The 18,664-nt window shown below is 45.1% G+C and carries 13 protein-coding genes and 1 pseudogene; 7 read left to right on the forward strand and 7 right to left on the reverse strand.

Translation table 11 applies throughout. The annotated features are described in order from the left end of the window. The first annotated feature begins 188 nt into the window (after nt 1-188). The 3 genes from ACO6VG_RS14010 to ACO6VG_RS14020 all read left to right on the forward strand — a co-directional run bounded on the left by ACO6VG_RS14010 (nt 189) and on the right by ACO6VG_RS14020 (nt 7,504). Entirely contained in the window at nt 189-3,431 is a 3,243-nt protein-coding gene (locus ACO6VG_RS14010; protein ID WP_422474387.1) for a hypothetical protein, read from the forward strand. Nucleotides 3,432-3,672: 241 nt separating this feature from the next. After that, nucleotides 3,673-4,134, forward strand: coding sequence for a DUF29 domain-containing protein (locus ACO6VG_RS14015; RefSeq protein ID WP_422137419.1), 462 nt, complete (start codon nt 3,673-3,675; stop codon nt 4,132-4,134). 115 nt (nt 4,135-4,249) lie between these two features. Beyond that, entirely contained in the window at nt 4,250-7,504 is a 3,255-nt protein-coding gene (locus tag ACO6VG_RS14020; RefSeq protein WP_422474389.1) for a hypothetical protein, read from the forward strand. Between the two features lie 25 nt (nt 7,505-7,529). Here ACO6VG_RS14020 and ACO6VG_RS14025 read toward each other — a convergent pair whose 3' ends face one another. The 3 genes from ACO6VG_RS14025 to ACO6VG_RS14035 form a co-directional block, all read right to left on the reverse strand. Then, nucleotides 7,530-7,910, reverse strand: a complete 381-nt coding sequence (locus ACO6VG_RS14025; RefSeq protein WP_422132886.1) for a thiol-disulfide oxidoreductase DCC family protein — start codon at nt 7,908-7,910, stop codon at nt 7,530-7,532. Beyond that, a complete protein-coding gene (locus tag ACO6VG_RS14030; RefSeq protein WP_422474391.1) occupies nt 7,888-9,489 on the reverse strand; it encodes a serine/threonine-protein kinase in 1,602 nt (533 codons plus the stop codon). Before ACO6VG_RS14030 ends, ACO6VG_RS14025 begins: the two co-directional genes overlap by 23 nt. 128 nt (nt 9,490-9,617) lie before the next feature. After that, nucleotides 9,618-11,243 (reverse strand): serine/threonine-protein kinase, encoded by a 1,626-nt coding sequence (locus ACO6VG_RS14035; RefSeq protein WP_422474393.1) that lies wholly within the window; start codon nt 11,241-11,243, stop codon nt 9,618-9,620. A gap of 137 nt (nt 11,244-11,380) precedes the next feature. Between ACO6VG_RS14035 and ACO6VG_RS14040 the strand changes: the two genes are divergently transcribed. Next, on the forward strand, nt 11,381-12,367 hold the full coding sequence (locus tag ACO6VG_RS14040) for a transposase (protein ID WP_422474395.1): 987 nt from the start codon (nt 11,381-11,383) through the stop codon (nt 12,365-12,367). A gap of 684 nt (nt 12,368-13,051) precedes the next feature. Next, a complete protein-coding gene (locus ACO6VG_RS14045) occupies nt 13,052-13,222 on the forward strand; it encodes a hypothetical protein (RefSeq protein WP_422132890.1) in 171 nt (56 codons plus the stop codon). A 207-nt stretch (nt 13,223-13,429) separates the two neighbouring features. On the opposite strand, the gene ACO6VG_RS14050 is transcribed toward ACO6VG_RS14045, so the two are convergent. The 4 genes and pseudogenes from ACO6VG_RS14050 to sodB form a co-directional block, all read right to left on the reverse strand. Further along, nucleotides 13,430-13,867 carry a type II toxin-antitoxin system VapC family toxin gene (locus tag ACO6VG_RS14050; RefSeq protein ID WP_422474397.1) on the reverse strand — a complete coding sequence of 146 codons (438 nt, stop codon included), beginning with the start codon at nt 13,865-13,867 and terminating at the stop codon, nt 13,430-13,432. Continuing rightward, nucleotides 13,864-14,088, reverse strand: a complete 225-nt coding sequence (locus ACO6VG_RS14055) for a FitA-like ribbon-helix-helix domain-containing protein (protein ID WP_422132892.1) — start codon at nt 14,086-14,088, stop codon at nt 13,864-13,866. Before ACO6VG_RS14055 ends, ACO6VG_RS14050 begins: the two co-directional genes overlap by 4 nt. Before the next feature lie 204 nt (nt 14,089-14,292). Then, a pseudogene (locus ACO6VG_RS14060) lies at nt 14,293-15,461 on the reverse strand (IS3 family transposase). Nucleotides 15,462-15,664: 203 nt separating this feature from the next. Next, on the reverse strand, nt 15,665-16,246 hold the full coding sequence (sodB, locus tag ACO6VG_RS14065) for a superoxide dismutase [Fe] (protein ID WP_422132893.1): 582 nt from the start codon (nt 16,244-16,246) through the stop codon (nt 15,665-15,667). Between the two features lie 334 nt (nt 16,247-16,580). On the opposite strand from sodB, the gene ACO6VG_RS14070 reads away from it, so the two are divergent. Continuing rightward, nucleotides 16,581-17,393: a hypothetical protein gene (locus ACO6VG_RS14070; RefSeq protein ID WP_422132894.1), complete on the forward strand. Its 813-nt coding sequence runs from the start codon at nt 16,581-16,583 to the stop codon at nt 17,391-17,393. Between the two features lie 202 nt (nt 17,394-17,595). Continuing rightward, complete coding sequence (locus tag ACO6VG_RS14075; RefSeq protein ID WP_422474399.1) at nt 17,596-18,492, forward strand: hypothetical protein; 897 nt, start codon at nt 17,596-17,598, stop codon at nt 18,490-18,492. Nucleotides 18,493-18,664: the final 172 nt, after the last annotated feature.

Raw genomic sequence — 18,664 nt, forward strand, 5'->3', positions numbered from 1 at the left:
CCCCGCTGACTCCGATATCTCAGGCTATTTAGAGGTTTGGCACTGGCTGAGCCAGCGGCCTTTTCTTCAATTCTGCGATCATTCTTTTTTGGAACTTTCGTCTAATTTAAGAGTCAAAATATATAAGTACTCCTTGATCGGGCTGAATTCCGTCAAGATTAAGGACAATCAGAGAAAGGATAAAAATGATGGATCAATTAAATCAACCCTCATGTAATTCAAGGCTAAACCCTTCTACCTGCATTGCTACAGCTGATGATAAAAAAAATGCAGCCAGGGTCTTCGGCAGATCCGTCAGCCTTGCCGGTGATGATCTATTTGGTGTCAATCCCACAGATTTCAGGCCAGATCCCATTACAAGAAAAAAACGAAAAGACGTGGGGATTGCCTCCAGAGTCGCTGCTTTAGAGATAGATAGTCTTGTAGCCGCTAAAAAAAAACCAAAATTTAAAAAGTTTAAAGCTATTCCGGGGACATCTACTGCTATCATCAGCGACAAACAATTCCAGCTGATACAAAGACTCCTGGATGAAGAAAAAGGTAGATTCACAATAGAAGAGTTTATAGAGGTTATCGACTTTCTTGATTATTACGCTGAAGAAAAATTGCCTGAAGATTTTTTCAAATCACCCACCCTTGTGTCAGGGATTATAAGAAATCAGCTTTGGAAGCGTTTCGCAATGGAGGGGAGTGATGAATTTTGGGAGGTATTAGCATCAACACCTGAAAGGGAAAAAGAGTTGTGTTTGACCCGTATCAGGAAAGAAGGCATCAGGCCTGACTACAGCAGCTTTCCTGAAGAATTAAAAAAGGATATAGATTTTCTGACTGAATGCTCAAGTTTTCACGGTATTCCCTGTTTTACACCGCCGCAACTGGCTGTGCAGATTTATGAGCGACTGGATATCGCAGCCAAAATAAAGTCTATAAATATTCTGCCTGAAAGCTTTAAAGATGATGATTTTTATGATGAGCTTATCCGTTCAGGAAGAATAGAGATAAGTAAGCTGCCATTCAAAATCCGGGACAAAAACAGAGAGTACTGCCTTTTGCAGTTATCAAAAGGTCTGTGCCGGTTATCACAGGTTCCGGCTCAGTTTATAACAAAAAAGGTTGTTCTGGATTCGCTTAATAGTGACAGTTTGCATGCTGATTTTATCAATATCCTCAGAAGTGATAGTGAATTTGAGACGCTGAAGAATGATCCTGACTTCTTTGAAGAATTCCTGCTAAAAATGACTTCATCGGTGTTGGAAGCAAGATATAATTTCTACACTGCACAAATCAATACCTTGTCCAAGGTTTATCAATGTTGTATTGAAAAATACAGTGATGATAGAGAAAAACTTGCTTTGTTGCTGAAAAGATTGATAAGAACTAATCCTTTTTTTATTTTACTTGTTAAAGATGTCGGTGATCAGCTGTTTCAGGAGTTGATTGAGGAAGCAAAAGAATCATTGTTGGAAATATTGGATAGTATGCCTGAAGTAAGTCACCTTTTTTTTATGCCTATGATTACTCGTTTCTTCAATAAAGTTAATGCAAGTAATGATTTTAAAAACCAAGTTATAAATGTTGTTTATCCGTATTTTCCTGTCACTTGCTCAGAACCTTTTTCAGAAGACATAAAGCGTAAGCAAGACGCTCTGGTTCTGGGTTCTGAGCCCTTTAAAGCTGGAGCGATTCACATTATCTCCAGAAAATTACGGCCCGCCAAAGCCGACATCATAATAGACTACATTGAATCCTATCCACTTTTTTTGAGCCACTTCAATGACAAAGGATATTTTGAGGAGCGTTGCGCCGACCCGGCAATCCGGCAAAGGCTTATTCATGTCCTGGCTAACAAGGTCATTGCCAACAAGCAGCAGTTAGTGACGGAGTGGCCACGTTATCTCCCCCGGCATTTGATTGATGGTACTCTGGCTTATCTCAATAATCCTGCCCTTTTATCCGAACTGGATGTCTCCAGAGCATTAACAAAACCGGTGAATCCTCTCAAACTCCAACAACCCAACACTTTGGCACTCAGGCAGGTGGCGTCTCTTAAGGGAAATAGCCTTCAGATTGCCGATAAAGACGCAAGTTGTCAGTTGCAATCAGAATTTGACCGTGCGGATCACACAAACTTTAAACTGGTTTATCCTGGTCAACATCAACATTCATTGTCGCTATTTGAAAGAGAGGGAACCATCGTCGGTGGCCGTACATTGGCAGTACAGAATGGTGAGCAAGTTGATTTCTATAAATTCCAGCGAATTGGAGAGTCCGAAGCCACTCTGGCACAGGAAGGCATTATGCATCAATTTATTGCCAAAAGTGGCCGCTTTAAAAGCCAGAAACCCCGTTTTGGAGAGTACCTCATGGTACTGGAAAAGGATCTTCCCGAAAGTATCCCGGGTTTCACTGATCGTTTACAAGTGAGCGAAATTAATGGTGAAAGAGCCTTCCGGGTCTACCATTTCAAAGCGACAGAAAATTACGCTAAATACGCCCATACTCCGGATGCAACCGACAACCCTTACGCGATCGCCGAGCGAGGCTTGTTGAATGGCATTCACGACATTGGCGTACTTAATGGCAGCGTTGGCGTTATGCCCACGTCAACGATCCCGGCGTTTCATGCTACCGGCCGTCGTTGGGTGTTCCTTAGCGCATTGTTGGGTAACTCTGATTTTTATGCTTGGCCATTACCGGGAACCTTTGGGGGCTGGGTTAAAGCCATTGAACGCCCTGATTTTGGTTGGGATGGTTTGCGGGATTGGGGCGATGTTGAGTTTTATGGCTCTATGAAAAGCGGCCTCACTGCCAGAGACTCAAAAACGTCGGGTTATACTCCCGAGCTTCTTCAGCGATTAAGTTTTGTCAACTCCCTCTGCGAAAACCTGCTGGCAGCAGTGTTGTTAAGAGCTCGCCTGCGCCGGGACTCTTCGGATTATCACTATCAAAATCAACAGGCAGTGGAAGAGACAGAAAACTTTATTGAGCAACTACTGGATGAATACCTGTCTGGCCTGTTGGCAAAAGAAAAAGAATCGCCGCCCAGACCAAGACTGCAAGAATTGATGGGGCTTGACGATACCACATACCGCTCCTGGCTGAAGCGAACAGCCGAGGAAATTTTGTACTGGACAGCCAAACAACCCTATGAGGCGAAAGGTGACAGTGCACTTGATCCTTCTATTGAGTGTTTCTCAAAACATATAAAGGAAACCGGAAACCTGGATGCCACATTGTACCCGGAAGGTTTGCAAACCTTCGACATGCATAAAAAATTCCCCAAAGACTTCCATAATGTCAATGATGAGCTCAATCTGGGAGCCAATAACGCCGTCTTTCCCCTGGTCGCCCTGGTCAAGGGGCTTACGTTGTTAGCTGGCAATATTTTTGCGTACGCAGGTCAATACACCGAGGAAGAAAATAGGGAATGAGGTTCGTATTCCCCCAGCGCAGCCAGTATTTAAGACTATTTACATTGTTTGATGTGGCACTGGCTTGGCCATTGGCCTTTTTTGCAGCTCTACGATCCTTCTTTATTGCCTCTGCACAGGCTCTTTTTTGGTGCGTGAAGGCATGTTTTATAATTGTCAAGAGGTCACGGATCGTAACGGTTCACTGGTAATGGTCATTGTTCATTGGTACATACTGCATTGTTTCACAAGAGGTTTAACAATGAGTGATTTATACGATACCGACTTCTACAGTTGGTCTTTTCAGCAAGCCGAGCTGATTAGGCAAGGTCGTTATAGCGAGCTGGATTTGGACAACCTGATCGAGGAAGTTGAGGACATGGGCAAAGCTCGTTATCGTACAGTAAAAAGTTGTCTAAAAGGGCTTTTTTTACATGCGCTTAAATGGCAGATGCAGTCTAAAAAAGATGATATGCACGACTTTAAAGAATGGCACACAAGCTGGTTGATCAGTATTGGAAAACAGAGGGACGCTGTACAAGAAGAATTGGAAGAAAACCCTTCTCTCAACAATAAATTGGACGAGATTTTACCAAAAGCTTATCAATCAGCTCGAAATCAAGTAGCTAGAGAAATGATGTGTAAACCCAGTGATTTCCCCAGGGAATGCCCATGGACATATGAGGAAGTGATGACTGAAGGTTGGCTGCCGGATGTTGAGTAAAAGCCCGTCCCCACCCGATTTTGGAACTTTTGTTTATTTCATGGGTCAAAATTTTTAAGCATTTTTTGGCTTGACCCTCGTCAAGATTAAGGACAGTTAAAGGCAGAAATAAACAATGGATCGATTATCTCAACAATCATTTAATCCCTCTACCTGCGGTGCTACAGCGGATATTAAAGAGACAGCGGATCATGGCAAGGTCTCCGGCAGAACCTTCAGCTCTGTCAGCGGTGAGCCATTTGGAGTCAATCGCACAGTTTTCATACCAGATCCCGCAACAGGGCAACAAGATCAGAAAGAGATCGGAATTTCCTCCAGAGCTGTTGCTTTAGAGGTAGATACTCGTGAAGCCACTATAAGCAAACGAAAACTGGACTTTACTGATGACAGAGTTGTGAAGCCCGAAGCATTATCACCCAGACCTTTAAGAAAGCTTAAAGCCATTCAGAGTGCGAATAGTGCGATCATCAGCGACAGACAAGTCGAGCTTATTCAAGGACTCATTGATGGTAGAAGCGATCGGCTCACAAAAGATGAGTTTATCGATGTTGCCGACTTTCTTCCTTATGCGCCTGAAAAATATTTGCCTGAAGATTATTTCAAATCGGAAACCCTTCTTGAAGAGATAGTAAGGAACCGTCTTTGGTGTGCTTTTTCAATGACGGAAGGTGATAAAATCAGAGATGTATTGTTATCAACAGCTGATCGAACAAAAAAAATATTTTTAAATGATATCAGGAACCTGGCCCTAACCGCTCACTACAAAGACTTTTCTGAAGAATTAAAATCTGATATTGATTTTTTGATAGAGTACTCAAACGTGAATGGTCTTCCGAAGGGAACACCACCGAAACAGGCACAACTGATTTATGGTTATCTGGACATCGCAGCAAAAATAAGATCTCTGAGCGTTCTTCCACACAGCTTTAAAGATGATGAATTGTATGATGAGCTTATCAATTCAGGAAGGATAGAACTTAAAGATCTGCCACAACACATTATTAACAGAAAAAAAGACTACTGCCTTTTACAATTATCGAAGGGACGGTGTCAATTATCAGAGGTTCCGGATCGGTTCATAACAAAAAAGTCGATTTTGGATTCCCTTGACGGTGAAAATTTGTGTGATAATTTTAGCGAAATTTTCAACGGCAATCATGAATATAAGGTGCTGATAAATGATGATGATTTCTTTGAAGAAGTCCTTTTCAAAACTGCTTCAGCCATTCTGGGTAACAGAGATTTCGCTCGTTCGTATACCACGCCCTTACCTGATATTTATCATCTTTGTATAGAAAGATATAAGACTGATCGAGATAAACTTGCTTTGTTGTTAAATAAGCTGGTAATTGCCAATCCTTTTATTGTTGTATCAATTAAAAATACAGATGATAGGTTGCTTCAGGGATTAATCGAAAAAGCAAAATGGTCTTTATTGAAAATATTAATCAACAGACCTGAGAAAAGTGAAAATTTTTCCCTTAGTCTTCTTGATGAGTTTTTTGAAAAAATTAATGCAGATGATGATTATAAAAACCAGGTGATGGGTACTGTCTGTCAGTATTTCCCTATAAAATATTTCGATTCGTTTTCCGATGAATTACTGACGAAACAAGACGATATCGTTTTAAACTCTGAACCCTTTTGGTCTGGAGCGACTCATATTATTAAGAGAGGTTTACGGCCCGACAAAGGCGACCTTATAGTAAGCTACATTGAACTCCATCTGGATTTTTTGCATAAGTTTAATGATGCAGGGTATCTGGAGCAGTGTTGCAATGACCCGGCACTCCAGCAAAGGCTTGTTCATGTTCTGGCTGCCAGGATCCTTGCTAACAAACCGCTGTTGTTGAGGTTCTGGAAGGATCGCTTACCCAGAAAGTTACTGGATGATACTCTGGCTTATCTCAATGATCCTGGGCTTTTCTCCAGACTGGACTCCTCTGTTGCATTAACAGAGCCGGTTAACCCGCTCAAATTTCAACAGCCAAATACTGTGGCATTCAAGTTGCTGGCGTCTCTCCACGCATATAGTTTTGAGTTTGCGAATAAAGACGCCAGTCGTCAGTTACAGTCAGAATTTGCTCGTGCTGGTGAAACAGAATTTCCATCGGTTTATCCTGGTCAGCACCGGCTGTCACTGTTTGAAAAAGAAGGAACCATTGTTGGTGGCCGTACACTGGCAATAACCAACGGTGAAGAGGTTGATTACTATAAGTTCCAGCGGGTCGGGGAGCCCGTGACTACCCTGGCGCAAGAAGGCGTTATGCATCAACTTATAGCCAAAAGTGACCGCTTCAAAAGCCAGAAACCCCTTTTTGGCCAATACCTTACGGTGCTGGAAAAGGATCTTCCCGAGAGTACCCGAGGTTTCACTGATCGCTTACAAGTGATTAATGTTGATGGTGAAAGAGCTGTCAGGGTCTACTTCTTCAAGGCCACAAGACACTATGGTCAATACGCTCACACTCCTGATCTAACCAATGCCCCCTTCGCGGTCGCCGAGAGAGGTCTATTGAAAGGCATCCATGATATTGGAGTACTTAATGGCAACTTTGGTGTTATGCCCACGTCAACTATCCCGGCGTTTCACGATACCGGACGTCGCTGGGTGTTCCTCACCCCTTTGTTGGGATCCATGCTTTATGCCTTGCCATTACCCGGAACATTTGGAGGTTGGATCAAAGCCATTGAACGCCCTGATTTTGGCTGGGATGGTCTACGGGATTGGGGCGATGTTGAGTTCTATGGCAGCATGAAAAGCGGCCTCACTGCCAGAGACTCAAAAACTTCGGGCTATACGCCAGAAGTTATGCAGCGGTTAAGTTTTGCCAATGCCCTCTGCGAAAACCTGCTGGCAGCCGTGTTGTTGAGATCACGTCTGCGCCGCGACTCGCCGGATTATCATTATCAAAATCAACAGGCAGTGGAAGACACAGAAAACTTTATTGAGCAACTACTGAACGAATACCTGTCAGGCCTGTTAGCAAAAGAAAAAGAGTCGCCGTCCAAGTCAAGACTGCAAGAACTTATGGGGCTAGTCGAAGACACATACCGTTCATGGCTGAATCGAACAGCCCGTGAAATTATTTACTGGACGGCCAGGCAACCTGATGAGGCCACATTTGATCGTTATGTTGAGTGTTTCTCGAAACATATAAAGGAGACTGGAAATCTGGATAGCACACTGTATCCAGAAGGTTTGAGTATCTTCGACATGCAAAAAAAATTCCCCAGAGATTTCCATAATGTCAATGACGAACTCAATCTGGGAGCCAACAACGCTGTCTTTCCTCTGGTCAGTCTGGTCAAGGGACTTACACTGCTTGTCGGCAATATTTTTGCGTTCGCACACCAAGTACACGGATGATGATGTGTAATGAACAAGTGCAAGGCTATTTACATTGTTTTGTGTTGCACTGACCCGGCCAGCGTCCCTCTTTTTTCAGGCGGACTTTGGTCATCCAGTCGTAGGTCCATTTCAGGAACTGTTTCAGACCGGGCAGACTCATGAGCCAACCCAGCCAGGCCCAACCGGGTAGCTGATTGAGCAAGAGAGCGTAGCTGTCAATACTGGTATAAACCTGTCCATCATTGGTCATGGTGTGCAATTCAAGCAGAGCCTTACCGGGATCAACCCCCCAGGTTTCCAGTACTTTTTCCTGACCGGTGATATCAAACCACTCTACTTCACAGCGAAAACGGGCATTTTGCCAGCGTGCGACCTCTTTCGTACAAAGAGGACAGAGACCATCATACAAAACTCTTATTTGCATCGCCTTCATCTCTTTTAAGGACATCAGCAACCCAGTTAAGTGTTCTCAGGGCTTGCTCTCTGTCTATTGTCCGATCAGTAAACCAGGGATGCTGCAAAGCTTTCTCTGGCGTTAATCTCTCCAGGGGCTCCGGGTGCAGCAAACTGTTAATCATGTCAGTCAGCTGACTTTTACTTTTCTTCATCTCTTCTGCAGACTCTATCAGTTTTCCCAGATCGGCTACCGTCTCTCTTTCAGGTGTCGTTAACTTGCCGTAGAGCAGTCGTTTGATGGCCTGGATATCATCCAATGAAAGTGGTCCATCCAGCAGTGCCTGAGCGGTATCACTGTCTCGGGCATTCAATTTTCCATGCAGCATTTTTTTGATTTTTTCTATGTCTCTGGCGTTCAACTCTCCATCCAGCATCTTTGTGATGACACCAATTTCACTACTGGAGGTCAGCAAGCTGTCCAGATTAAATTCTTGCAGCTTCATACGCTCAGACTCAGCTTCCAGATCATCCGCTGTTAATTCAGGACTTACTGGCTTCATTGCCTTTTTGTAACTGCCATCAGGATTGGGCTTCTGATACTCAAGAAATGCCTTGAGCACCTCATAAGCTGCTTCAGATCGTTGGTCGGGGGTATATTTACCCCATGGCTCTGCGCCATTGGTAAAAGAGCGAATATGGAGCTGACCCGGACTGTTCAAAAAACGGTACAGATGTTGCCCCTGAGCAAAAGCATCCGTCGCATAACTGGCTCTGACCAACCCATTTTCATACTCGGATTGGTATAGTTCCGGAGAAGCGTAGTCTTCATGACTATAACTGGCTCTGCTGCCTTCTTCTCTGGCACAACCAAAGTCAATCAGTTTCAAGCGGCCGCTTTTAAGATCAATCATGATGTTATTGGGTTTCAGATCATTATGGACAACGCCTTTTTTATGCAGGTGATCAAGCGCCTTGAACTTCTCGTACTCCATAAACGCCAGAACATTGAAAAACGCCGGACTGCTGATCCTGCCATTGCCGTAGAGCTCAATCAGATGCATCATTACGCTATCCTGGGAGGGGCCTTCAATCAACTCCGTCAGGAGCCCCCTGACACCGTCGACTTCGGCCATTCCATAACTTCTGACAATATTTGGGTGCTCTCCCAACTTCTTTAATAACCTGGCTTCCCGTTCTCCCTTGTCACCCAAATGAGTATGTTTTAATGCAAAATGTTCTTTAACGCCTTTACTTTTTTCCTGGATAACACGATGTACCGATGCAAAGCGTCCTCTACCCAATTGCTTCTTAGCCAGGTGGGCCGATTCATTCAATGGTGAGGAATGCGTGAAAACATCATCTTCAGGAAATACTTCGCTATCACTGACGACTCCGGGGCTTGACGGGTAAGAAGAAATCGAAGAAGTGGAGATACCACTGAAATCAGAGCCTGAGCCCGAAGAGTGTTGCTCTAAATTTTTCACCGGCGCTTCGAGCTGAACTTTCTTACTCTGCCATTTCCCCTGCTTCTCCGGTTCCGGCTGCGCCTGCTCAGCGGGGAGCGATGCAGCATTGGCTGGCTCTGACTTCTTTCCTGGAATATCCACGGATTTTTCCCGGCTACTTTAATTATTAATGAGTGAATCGGCAGGAATGAGAGGTAATTAACGGGAGCCTATTATCCGGGAGAAGAAAGTGAAGGGTTTAAAAGGCGCTCCGAGGTGGGCTCAGTCACTCATACAAAACGCTTATTTTCACCACCTTCATCACCTCCCTTCAGGGCATCAGCAGCCATCTGAAGAGTTCTTAAGGCCTGCTCTTTGTCTATCGTACGCTCAGTAAACCAGGTGTGCTGCAAAGCTTGCTCTGGTGTCATTCTCTGCTCGGGCGACGGGTGCAGCAGGCGGTTAATCATATTAATCAGCTGACTTTTACTTCTCTTCATCTCTTCTGCAGAGGCTATCAGGTGTCCGAGATCGGCCACCGTCTCTTTTTCAGGTGTCGTTAACTTGCTATAGAGCAATCGTTTGATTGCCTTGATATCATGAAATGTGAGCGGCCCGTCCAGCAGTCTTTGCGCTGTCTCGCTGTCCTTGGCGTTTAATTTTCCATGCAGCATTTTTTTGATTCTTTCTACATCATTGGCGCTCAAATCCCCATCCAGCAACTTTATAATGCTGCTAATTTCATCACTGGAGGTCAGCAGACTATCCAGATTAAATTCTTGCAGCTTCATACGCTCAGATTCAGTCTTCAGATCGTCCTCTGTTAATTCAGGACTTACTGGCTTCATTGCTTGTTTGTAACTGCCATCAAAATTGGGCTTCTGATAATCAAGAAATGCCTTAAGTACCTCAAAAGCCGCTTCAGATCGTTGATTGGGCGTATATTTGCCCCATGGATCCGCGCCATTGGTAAAGGAATGAATATGGGGTTGATCCGGACTGTTCAAAAAACGGTAGAGATGTTGCCCCTGAGCAAAGGCATCCGTTGCATAGCTGGCTTTAACTTCTTCTTTCTTAATTAACTCCGATCGGTACAATTCCGGAGAAGCGTAGTCTTCATGACTGTAACTGGCTTTTTGACCCTCTTCTTTGGCACCACCAAAATCAATCAGTTTCAAGCGGCCGCTTTTAAGATCAATCATGACGTTATTGGGTTTCAGATCGTTGTGGACAATGCCTTTCTTGTGCAGGTGATCAAGTGCCCGGAACTTCTCGTATTCCATAAACGCCAGAACATTGAAAAACGCCTGACTGCTGAGCCTGCCATTTCCATAAAGCTCAATAAGAAGCATCATCACGCTATCCTGAGAGGGGCCTTCAATCAACTCTGTCAGGAGCCCTCTGACCCCGTCGACTTCGACCAGACCATAACTGCTGACAATATTTGGATGCTCTCCCAATTTCTTTAATATCCTGTCTTCACCTGCTCCCTGGTCACCCAAATGCGTCTGTTTTAATGCAAAATGTTCTTGCTTGCCTCCGCTTTTTTCCTGAATAACCCGGTGTACCGTTGCAAAGCGCCCTCTACCCAACTGTTTTTTTGCCAGATGGGCCGTTTCATTCAAAGGAGAGGGATAAGTAAAAACATCATCTTCAGGAAAGAGTTCAGTTTCACTGAATTCTCCCGGGCTTGGGGGGTGGGAAGAAACCGAAAAGTCAGACAAGTCAGATATTTCAGCAAAAGCTGAGTCTGAGCCTGAGCTTGAAGAGCTGTGCCTCAGATCGTCGACCGGCACATCATTTGACTGAACTTTCTTACCCTGCCAATTACCCTGTTCCTTCTGTTCTGGCTGCGCCTGCTCAGGGACATTAGAGACATTAATGGCAGGCCCTCGCTTCTTTCCTGGAATATCCACGGATTTTTCCCTGGCTACTTTGACTATTAAGGAGTGCATCGGCAGGGAAAAATAATAGGACACCCTTATATTTGACAAACAAGCCAGCTCGTCTAATTTTTCCCTGTTGCTGATATTTAGTTCCGGCAGGAGAGATTATGACCCGTGCACGAAGTTCTCTGATCGACCCAGGCTCCACGCCATATTATCACTGTATAGCTCGATGCGTACGCAGAGCATATTTGTGTGGAGAGGATCATTTAACGGGCAAAAACTACGAGCACCGTCGGCAGTGGATTGTTGACAAGCTCAGGGAAATGGTTTCAATCTTTTCTATAGAGGTCTGCGCCTATGCTGTCATGTCGAATCACTATCATGTGGTTTTGCATATTAATCAAAAACCTGCCAGAGAGTGGACAAGAGACGAAGTTTTGAGTCGATGGACAAGGCTTTTCACAGGGCCGCTTCTGGTTCAGAAGTATCTTGCTGCTGACCGGCTGAGTCATTCGGAACTGGCTCGCGTGGACGAATTTGTTGAAGAGTATCGAAATCGTCTAACGAGTATCAGCTGGTTCATGCGTTGCCTCAACGAATATCTTGCCCGTGAGGCTAACCAGGAAGATGGCTGCAAAGGTCGCTTCTGGGAAGGGCGGTTTAAAAGTCAGGCGTTGTTGGATGAGGCAGCGTTGTTGACCTGCATGGCCTATGTTGACCTGAATCCGCTCCGTGCCGAAATGGCTGAAACTCCAGAAGGATCAGACTACACGTCGATCCAGGAACGAATTGAAAATTTGGCAGGTTCTGATACCCGAAAGCAGCCAGCCACCCTTATGCCTTTTCGATCACAGGGGCAAAATCCGGATAAGGCGTTGCCTTATATTCTTCATGATTATCTTGAGTTGGTTGACTGGAGTGGGCGTGCAGTGCGATCTGATAAGAAAGGTTCAAACCCTTCAGATATTCCACCCATTCTGACCCGACTGGAAATTGATTCAAATGAATGGCTCAAAACCATGAGATGGAATAACCGCTTCTATCGTGCAGTGGGCAGGCTGGAAGCCATGAAAACTTTTGCTCGGGAAATGGGACAGCAATGGGTGAAGGGATTGTTTATCTGTAGTCGTTTATTTCATGGCTTAAGCTGATTGCCCGACTTTTTCGTTGTTATTTGTTGCTCCTGTCATATGGGGCGTCTACCTATTTCTGACTTTTTCCTTTTTTGAGTGATCCGCTTGTCGTTTGTTATGATAAGCGATGATTTTGAGTGGCTGTCAGGGTTTGATGGGTTGCCAGGCTCCCAGTTTGTGGTCTGTATTTTATATTTGATGTGGATATCTTGTTTTTTCTTTAATTTTTTTTCTTTTAAATGGATAATTTTTTTCTTTTAATTGGATGTCCTTTTTTTCCTGTTTCCTTTTTTTTCGTTTATTGGATGTCCTTTTTTTCCGTTTTTTTCCGTGGATATCTTGTTTTTTTTTTAATTTTTTTCTTTTAAATGGATAATTTTTTTCTTTTAATTGGATGTCTTTTTTTCCTGCTTTAATTGGATGTCCTTTTTTTCCTTCCTTGGATGTCCTTTTTTTCCTTTTTCTTTAATTTTTTTCTTTTAAATGGATAATTTTTTTCTTTTAATTGGATGTCTTTTTTTTCCTGCTTTAATTGGATGTCCTTTTTTTCCTTCCTTGGATGTCCTTTTTTTCCTTCCGTTTTTCTTAATTGGATGTCCTTTTTTTCCGTTCCCTTTATTGGATGTCCTTTTTTCCTTTCATTGGATGTCCTTTTTTCCTTTCTTTTTTTCCTCTTACCGCCGTTACTTGAAAGACGCCTAGGTGACTTATCTCAGACATGAGCTTGAGAGCCTTGCCAGTGCATCTGATGAGTTTGTCACAGCGGTTGTGAATGCTGTTGGCTATCAAAACACAGAGGCTGGATATCAGGCTGAGGATCAGTTGGTGCGCATACTCAAAGCCCGCTATCAGGGTTGTTTCAGTGAAGCCTGAGCAGTGGGCTGAAAGCGAAAGAGCTGCAGGATGAGTCTGGTTGTTGGCATGGTGCCAGTGAGGGTGAAAAGCGAAATGGTTTGAACGACCTACCGGTTTTCGAGCAGCTTGCGTTTCCTGCTTCAGCTGCTATCAATTGAGTCACAGGCCTGCAACGGTGCCCATTCTAATATGTAGCGAGTGGCCAGGGTTGCAGGTTCTTTGTATTCAGAGGGTTCGAATATACACATCGGGCCTGATGGCTATGTCAGGATATGTTTTCAGCAGCTTTTTATCGTAAGTCACCAGGGGGATACTCTGGCCTTTCGCCACGGCAATGAAAAGGGTGTCATAAGCAGGGTGCTTGTCTTCACAGGCCAGAATCAAGGCCTCCCGCCAGTAATGTTCGGTCGGATGAACACGGCTGAACAGGGTGCTGGCATCCTGAAGCACATCCAGGCCGGTTTGCACGGAAATGCTTTTTTGGGTAATCCACTGCCATAGCACATTGGTCAGCTCGGCCCTGATGGAGTCGGGTACGTGAATAGTTTCTGTACGAGCGATGGTTGTGAGTGAATCTTCTGCAAAGTCCGTTTCGTTAAGAAGGCCATAGGCAAATACCATGGTATCGATGACAGCTGCTTTTATGCCCTTATTTGCCATCATGGACGCCCTTCGTTGCGCCACTCGTCCATTTCTTCATGATGGGTTTCCGGGAGCTGGTTCCAGCGGCTTCTGATACGGTCAATTGTATCCTGCTTCCTGGGGTAGCTGGCTTCCAGCAGTTCCCGCAACTCCTGCTCCATGGAACGATTGGCTGCTTTGGCTTTCAGTTTAAGGCGCTCAACCAGTTCATCAGGTAGATTTCTAATGGTCAGTGTTGCCATAGGGGGCCTCCATTTTGCTAAGTCATTGCGCTACCATTTTATATGCTAGCATATTGAAAGCATGCTGGCGTTAATGGCGTGTAAGCAATATGATCAGCTGTTAATTATGTATCAGGCACTCTTGTGATTCAGCGTTATTCATCCCGCCAGCAGCCGCTGGGTCAATCGTTTATCTGTAGTGGTCAAGTAAAAACGGACACCTGATTAAGCTGCTTTTTTCAATTTTTGCTTCTCGAAGTCTACTGGACTCACATAGTCCAGGTAGGAATGCAATCTTTTATTGTTGTAGAACAAAATGTAATCAATAACATGTGCCTCTACTTCTGCCCGAGTATCATAAATATAATGATCCGTTCTTTCCCTTTTCAGGCTGCCAAAGAACTGCTCCATCACAGAGTTATCCCAGCAATTACCCTTGCGACTCATACTACAGACCATCCCATACTCCCTGAGTTGATTCTGATACTCCAGAGACGCGTACTGGCTGCCACGATCTGAATGGTGCATCACACCATCTCCAGGCTTTCTGCCCCAGTAAGCCATTCTCAAAGTTTCCAGGGGCAGCTCTGTCGTCATACGGTTACTCATCGACCAACCGACGACTTTCCGCGAAAACAGATCAACGACAGCCGCCAGATAAACCCAGCCTTCACGAGTCCAGAGGTAGCTGATATCAGCTACGTATACTCTGTCGGGTGCTGAAACTGAAAACTCACGATTCAAAAGGTTTGCCGCCACTGGCAGTTTGTGTTTGCTGTTGGTTGTCACCTTGAATTTTTTGACCGCCCGAACCCGCAGGCCAAGCCGTTGCATCAGGGTTTTGGCCTGATAACGCCCTATGCTGTAACCTTTTGAACGCAGGGCTTTCGCCATTCGACGACTTCCATAAGGGTCACCTGATTGAGCAAAAATCTCTCGGGCATCTGCCTCCAGGCGAAACATCTCCGGGTCAATCTGTTGATTTTTTGCCTGTTGTTTATTCTATTCGTAGAAGCTACTGCGACTAACTTTTAGTGCTTTGCATAGCGTTACGACAGGATAGGCCTTCCTCTCCCGCTGTATGAAGGCGTATCTTACAGCTGGTCTTTCGCAAAGAAGGCCATGGCTTTTTTTAAGATTTCCTGTTCCATTTTCAGCTGTTTGTTTTCAGCTTCAAGCTCTTTGATTCTCTGCTGTTCAGTCGTCAGGGCCTGATGGCCTTTGCCGGGGAAAGCCAGCTCTTTCTTCTCTTCACTGAGTCGAACCCAACGACGGAGGTTAGTCGCACAAATTCCTAGACTTCTGGCGACTGCTGTAGGCGACTGAGCTTGTTCAGTAACCAGTTTTACAGCTTTGAGTTTGAATTCCTGAGAATAATGTTTTCGCGTTGCCATTATGAACCTCGTTACTGGTTGCACTATTGTGCTTAACGAGGTGTCCGGTGTCATTAGACCACTTCATTTATATTCTTTAAAGGCATAAAGAAAAACACCGTCTGACATTTATATGCCAGACAGTGAAGGTCAAAAATTAAGCCTGTTTGCTAACTTAAATGTTAGAATTTCCAACTTAATTGTGTATCTATCAAATCAGAATCTTAACCATCGTAATTAGCCGCAGCAAAGTCCCAGTTAACCAGTGCCCAGAAATGTTTCAGATACTCTGGACGCACATTGCGATAGTCGATGTAGTAGGCATGCTCCCACAGGTCGCAGGTCAGCAGTGGTTTCTGATTGGTCGTCAAAGGAGTGCCTGCATTGCTGGTGTTTACGATTTCTACAGAACCATCGCTGTTTTTAACCAGCCAGGTCCAGGAAGAGCCAAAGTTGTTAACCGCTTTGTCGTTGAATGCAGCAACGAAATCGTCAAAAGAACCGAAAGCATTATTGATAGCTTCAGCCAGTTCACCGGCAGGAGCACCACCACCATTAGGGCTCAGGCAGTTCCAGTAGAACGTGTGGTTCCAGATTTGAGCAGCGTTGTTGAAGATGCCGCCTTCAGAAGTCTTGATGATTTCTTCCAGGCTCTTGCTCTCCAGCTCGGTACCCGCAACCAGACCGTTCAGTTTGTCAACGTAGGTCTTGTGATGCTTGCCGTAGTGGTAATCCAGAGTTTCTTCAGAAATGTGAGGAGCCAGTGCATCGCGTGCGTAGGGCAGTGCAGGAAGTTCAAAAGCCATGTTGTCGTTCTCCACTTGGGGGGTTGATCTTGTTTGACCTGAATTCGTCTCGCGCGACGATATTAACATCGGTTTGATTACGAATCTATGTGGTGGATAGTTTGGGGGCGCGCGATATCTCTTCAACCCCCGGGTGACAGAAAAAACCTGAAACAGTGTCATGAACCGGATATTTCCAGACTGTGATAGGCAATTCCGCTGATTTTCTCTGTTACGGCGCTGATCATAAAGTCTGTTGCCCTTATTCCAGTCTCTATTTCATAGTAGTATTGCCCCTCAACTGCCCATGGCGGAACAGATGCCCGTAGCGGATTAAGAGACAGATGAGAAACCCATGAGAGAAGAGAAAAAGGCGATCAATGATATACCGGATTTCTCAATTGCAGCGGACGAGCGTCCGGGGCGCAGGAAAGCTGTGGCTTCCGGAGGAACGCCTCCTCTCAAGAAAGGGGGTTCGGGGCGGACTGCTTCGGCTAAAGGTGGAAATGGCCTGACCTGGCTCATACTGGTCATGATTGTTGTGCTTGGGGCGGGTGGCGTCTGGCAATTCAAATTGATACAAAAGGAGTTGGCTGATACCCGCCAGGCCTTGAAGGTCACCCAGGAAAAGCTGAGTACCGTGACCGGAGAGATCACTGCTACTGGTGAAAACCTTGATCAGAGCGGCTCAGCGCTGCGATCTGAGCTGGAGGTAGTGAATTCTGAAATTCGCAAGCTCTGGGATGTTTCGAACAAGCGAAACCGTCAGTGGATCCTGATCAATAAGGATAATGTTGCCAAAGCTCTCAAGGAAGCAGATAAAGCAGGCAAAACAGTGGACAAAGCATCTGGCCAGCTGAGTGCTTTGCAGAAGCGTATTCGTGAAATGGATCAGTTGATGAAGGCCATTAGCACTGAGCAGGTGGCTGCCCAGGGTATGATGACGGAGAGCCTTGCGAAGTTTGACAAACAGGTTGCTGAAATGAAAAAGCTGGTGGCTGATCAGAAAAAACTTCAGGCTGAGCTCACCAGGAAAGTGGAAGATCAGCAGCAGGCAGTTAAAGCGGTTGATTCATTCCGGGTGCAGGTTAACCGCAAACTTCAGCAACTGGAAGATACTGTCAGGGAACTGACACAACCCCCCAGGGAAGGTCTGGGGCTGGAATAATCCAATCCCCATAGCGTAATTGGTTTCAGGCGCTGCCGGGTGCTAAACAAGATCTCGACAGCTTCTGAAAACCACCTTTCATTTAATGAAAAGCGAGATTCCGTTTTAAACTGGCTACATTTAAGGTAATAACTTTTTCCGGAGATGTGGGTCGATGATGGGCTTTTTTCCCATAACAGTGCGCATATGTCTGGTGGTTGCGATGGCAGTCATGACTTCTTCCTGCTCGCTATTTGACTGGTTTGAGACTAAAGCAGACACTTCCCAATCCGCAAATACAGTTCTAAAAAAGCCATCAGGCTGGACTTTCAATCATCAATGGCAGGTCAAGAATACTCATCCCTCCCTTGAATCTCTGGTACCTGACGAATACATGACCCTGACAGGACAGTGCTCATTTTCTGCAGATATGCTGACTCTGCTGGAATCAAAACCAAAAGGTTTGTTGGTACCTGTTATCAAGGTGGCCAGTGATCTGACATTGTCGCCAGATTTTGAAAACAGCGTGAGACTTTACCAGATACTCAGATCTCAATTCCCGTTGGCTGGGGCAGGTGACAGCCTGGAATTTTATCAGACCCTGTTATCCAGCGTTGAACATACCTGTCCTGCCAACATGACCCGGGAGATCGACAGCTGCCAGTTTAAAAAATGGATGTCTTTTACCGGATTAGGGGAAGAAAACACTGTTTATGATGAAGATCGTCTCAAGCGCTGGTACCAATCTCATTCGTCTGTTAAATACCTGATCATGGGCTCCAGTGAACTGTTTAATTCTGACGCTCTCCTGAGTGCTCGTTATTCTGCCAATTCCAGATTGATTTCCGAACAGCCCATTTCTGTGAGAGAAAAAAGCATCAGACCCTACCTTGGCAAGGTACGTTTTGACTGGGCCGTTCCGGGTAATGGCGAGCAAAGACCTTTTATTAGCCTGGGTTCCTGCACATTGAACTGGCAAGAGCTTGAGAAACAGAGAGGTTTACATGGCCCGGGCTGGATAGAAACGACGTCACTGGTTGAGGTCAATCAGGTTCTGCTTCCCTATTTTATTGAGTTTATGAGCGACGCGACCAAAGCCATCTCAAGGCCGTCCAGATGAGTACTCTGGCGTTTTGACGAGCTGTGCTTTCAAGCCACCGGAATGCAAAACTCCTCGGCAACCCACTGCTAATCTTAAATTGTGAATTCATCCGACAGGTATGAATTTAGCGTCTTAGGTGCCGGAATGTAAGCTGTTTCTTGGCAGTTGTGTAGTTTTTCAACGGATGTTG

It is taken from the genome of Endozoicomonas sp. ALB032, from assembly GCF_049310125.1.
Taxonomy (GTDB): domain Bacteria; phylum Pseudomonadota; class Gammaproteobacteria; order Pseudomonadales; family Endozoicomonadaceae; genus Endozoicomonas_A.

What these genes read in the sequence shown, in the direction of transcription:
- ACO6VG_RS14050 (WP_422474397.1), bottom strand. Translation starts at nt 13,867, where the DNA reads ATGATGGCAAATAAGGGCATAAAAGCAGCTGTCATCGATACCATGGTA.
- ACO6VG_RS14040 (WP_422474395.1), top strand. Translation starts at nt 11,381, where the DNA reads ATGACCCGTGCACGAAGTTCTCTGATCGACCCAGGCTCCACGCCATAT.
- ACO6VG_RS14075 (WP_422474399.1), top strand. Translation starts at nt 17,596, where the DNA reads ATGGCAGTCATGACTTCTTCCTGCTCGCTATTTGACTGGTTTGAGACT.
- ACO6VG_RS14055 (WP_422132892.1), bottom strand. Translation starts at nt 14,088, where the DNA reads ATGGCAACACTGACCATTAGAAATCTACCTGATGAACTGGTTGAGCGC.
- ACO6VG_RS14015 (WP_422137419.1), top strand. Translation starts at nt 3,673, where the DNA reads ATGAGTGATTTATACGATACCGACTTCTACAGTTGGTCTTTTCAGCAA.
- ACO6VG_RS14010 (WP_422474387.1), top strand. Translation starts at nt 189, where the DNA reads ATGGATCAATTAAATCAACCCTCATGTAATTCAAGGCTAAACCCTTCT.
- sodB (WP_422132893.1), bottom strand. Translation starts at nt 16,246, where the DNA reads ATGGCTTTTGAACTTCCTGCACTGCCCTACGCACGCGATGCACTGGCT.
- ACO6VG_RS14070 (WP_422132894.1), top strand. Translation starts at nt 16,581, where the DNA reads ATGAGAGAAGAGAAAAAGGCGATCAATGATATACCGGATTTCTCAATT.
- ACO6VG_RS14025 (WP_422132886.1), bottom strand. Translation starts at nt 7,910, where the DNA reads ATGCAAATAAGAGTTTTGTATGATGGTCTCTGTCCTCTTTGTACGAAA.
- ACO6VG_RS14020 (WP_422474389.1), top strand. Translation starts at nt 4,250, where the DNA reads ATGGATCGATTATCTCAACAATCATTTAATCCCTCTACCTGCGGTGCT.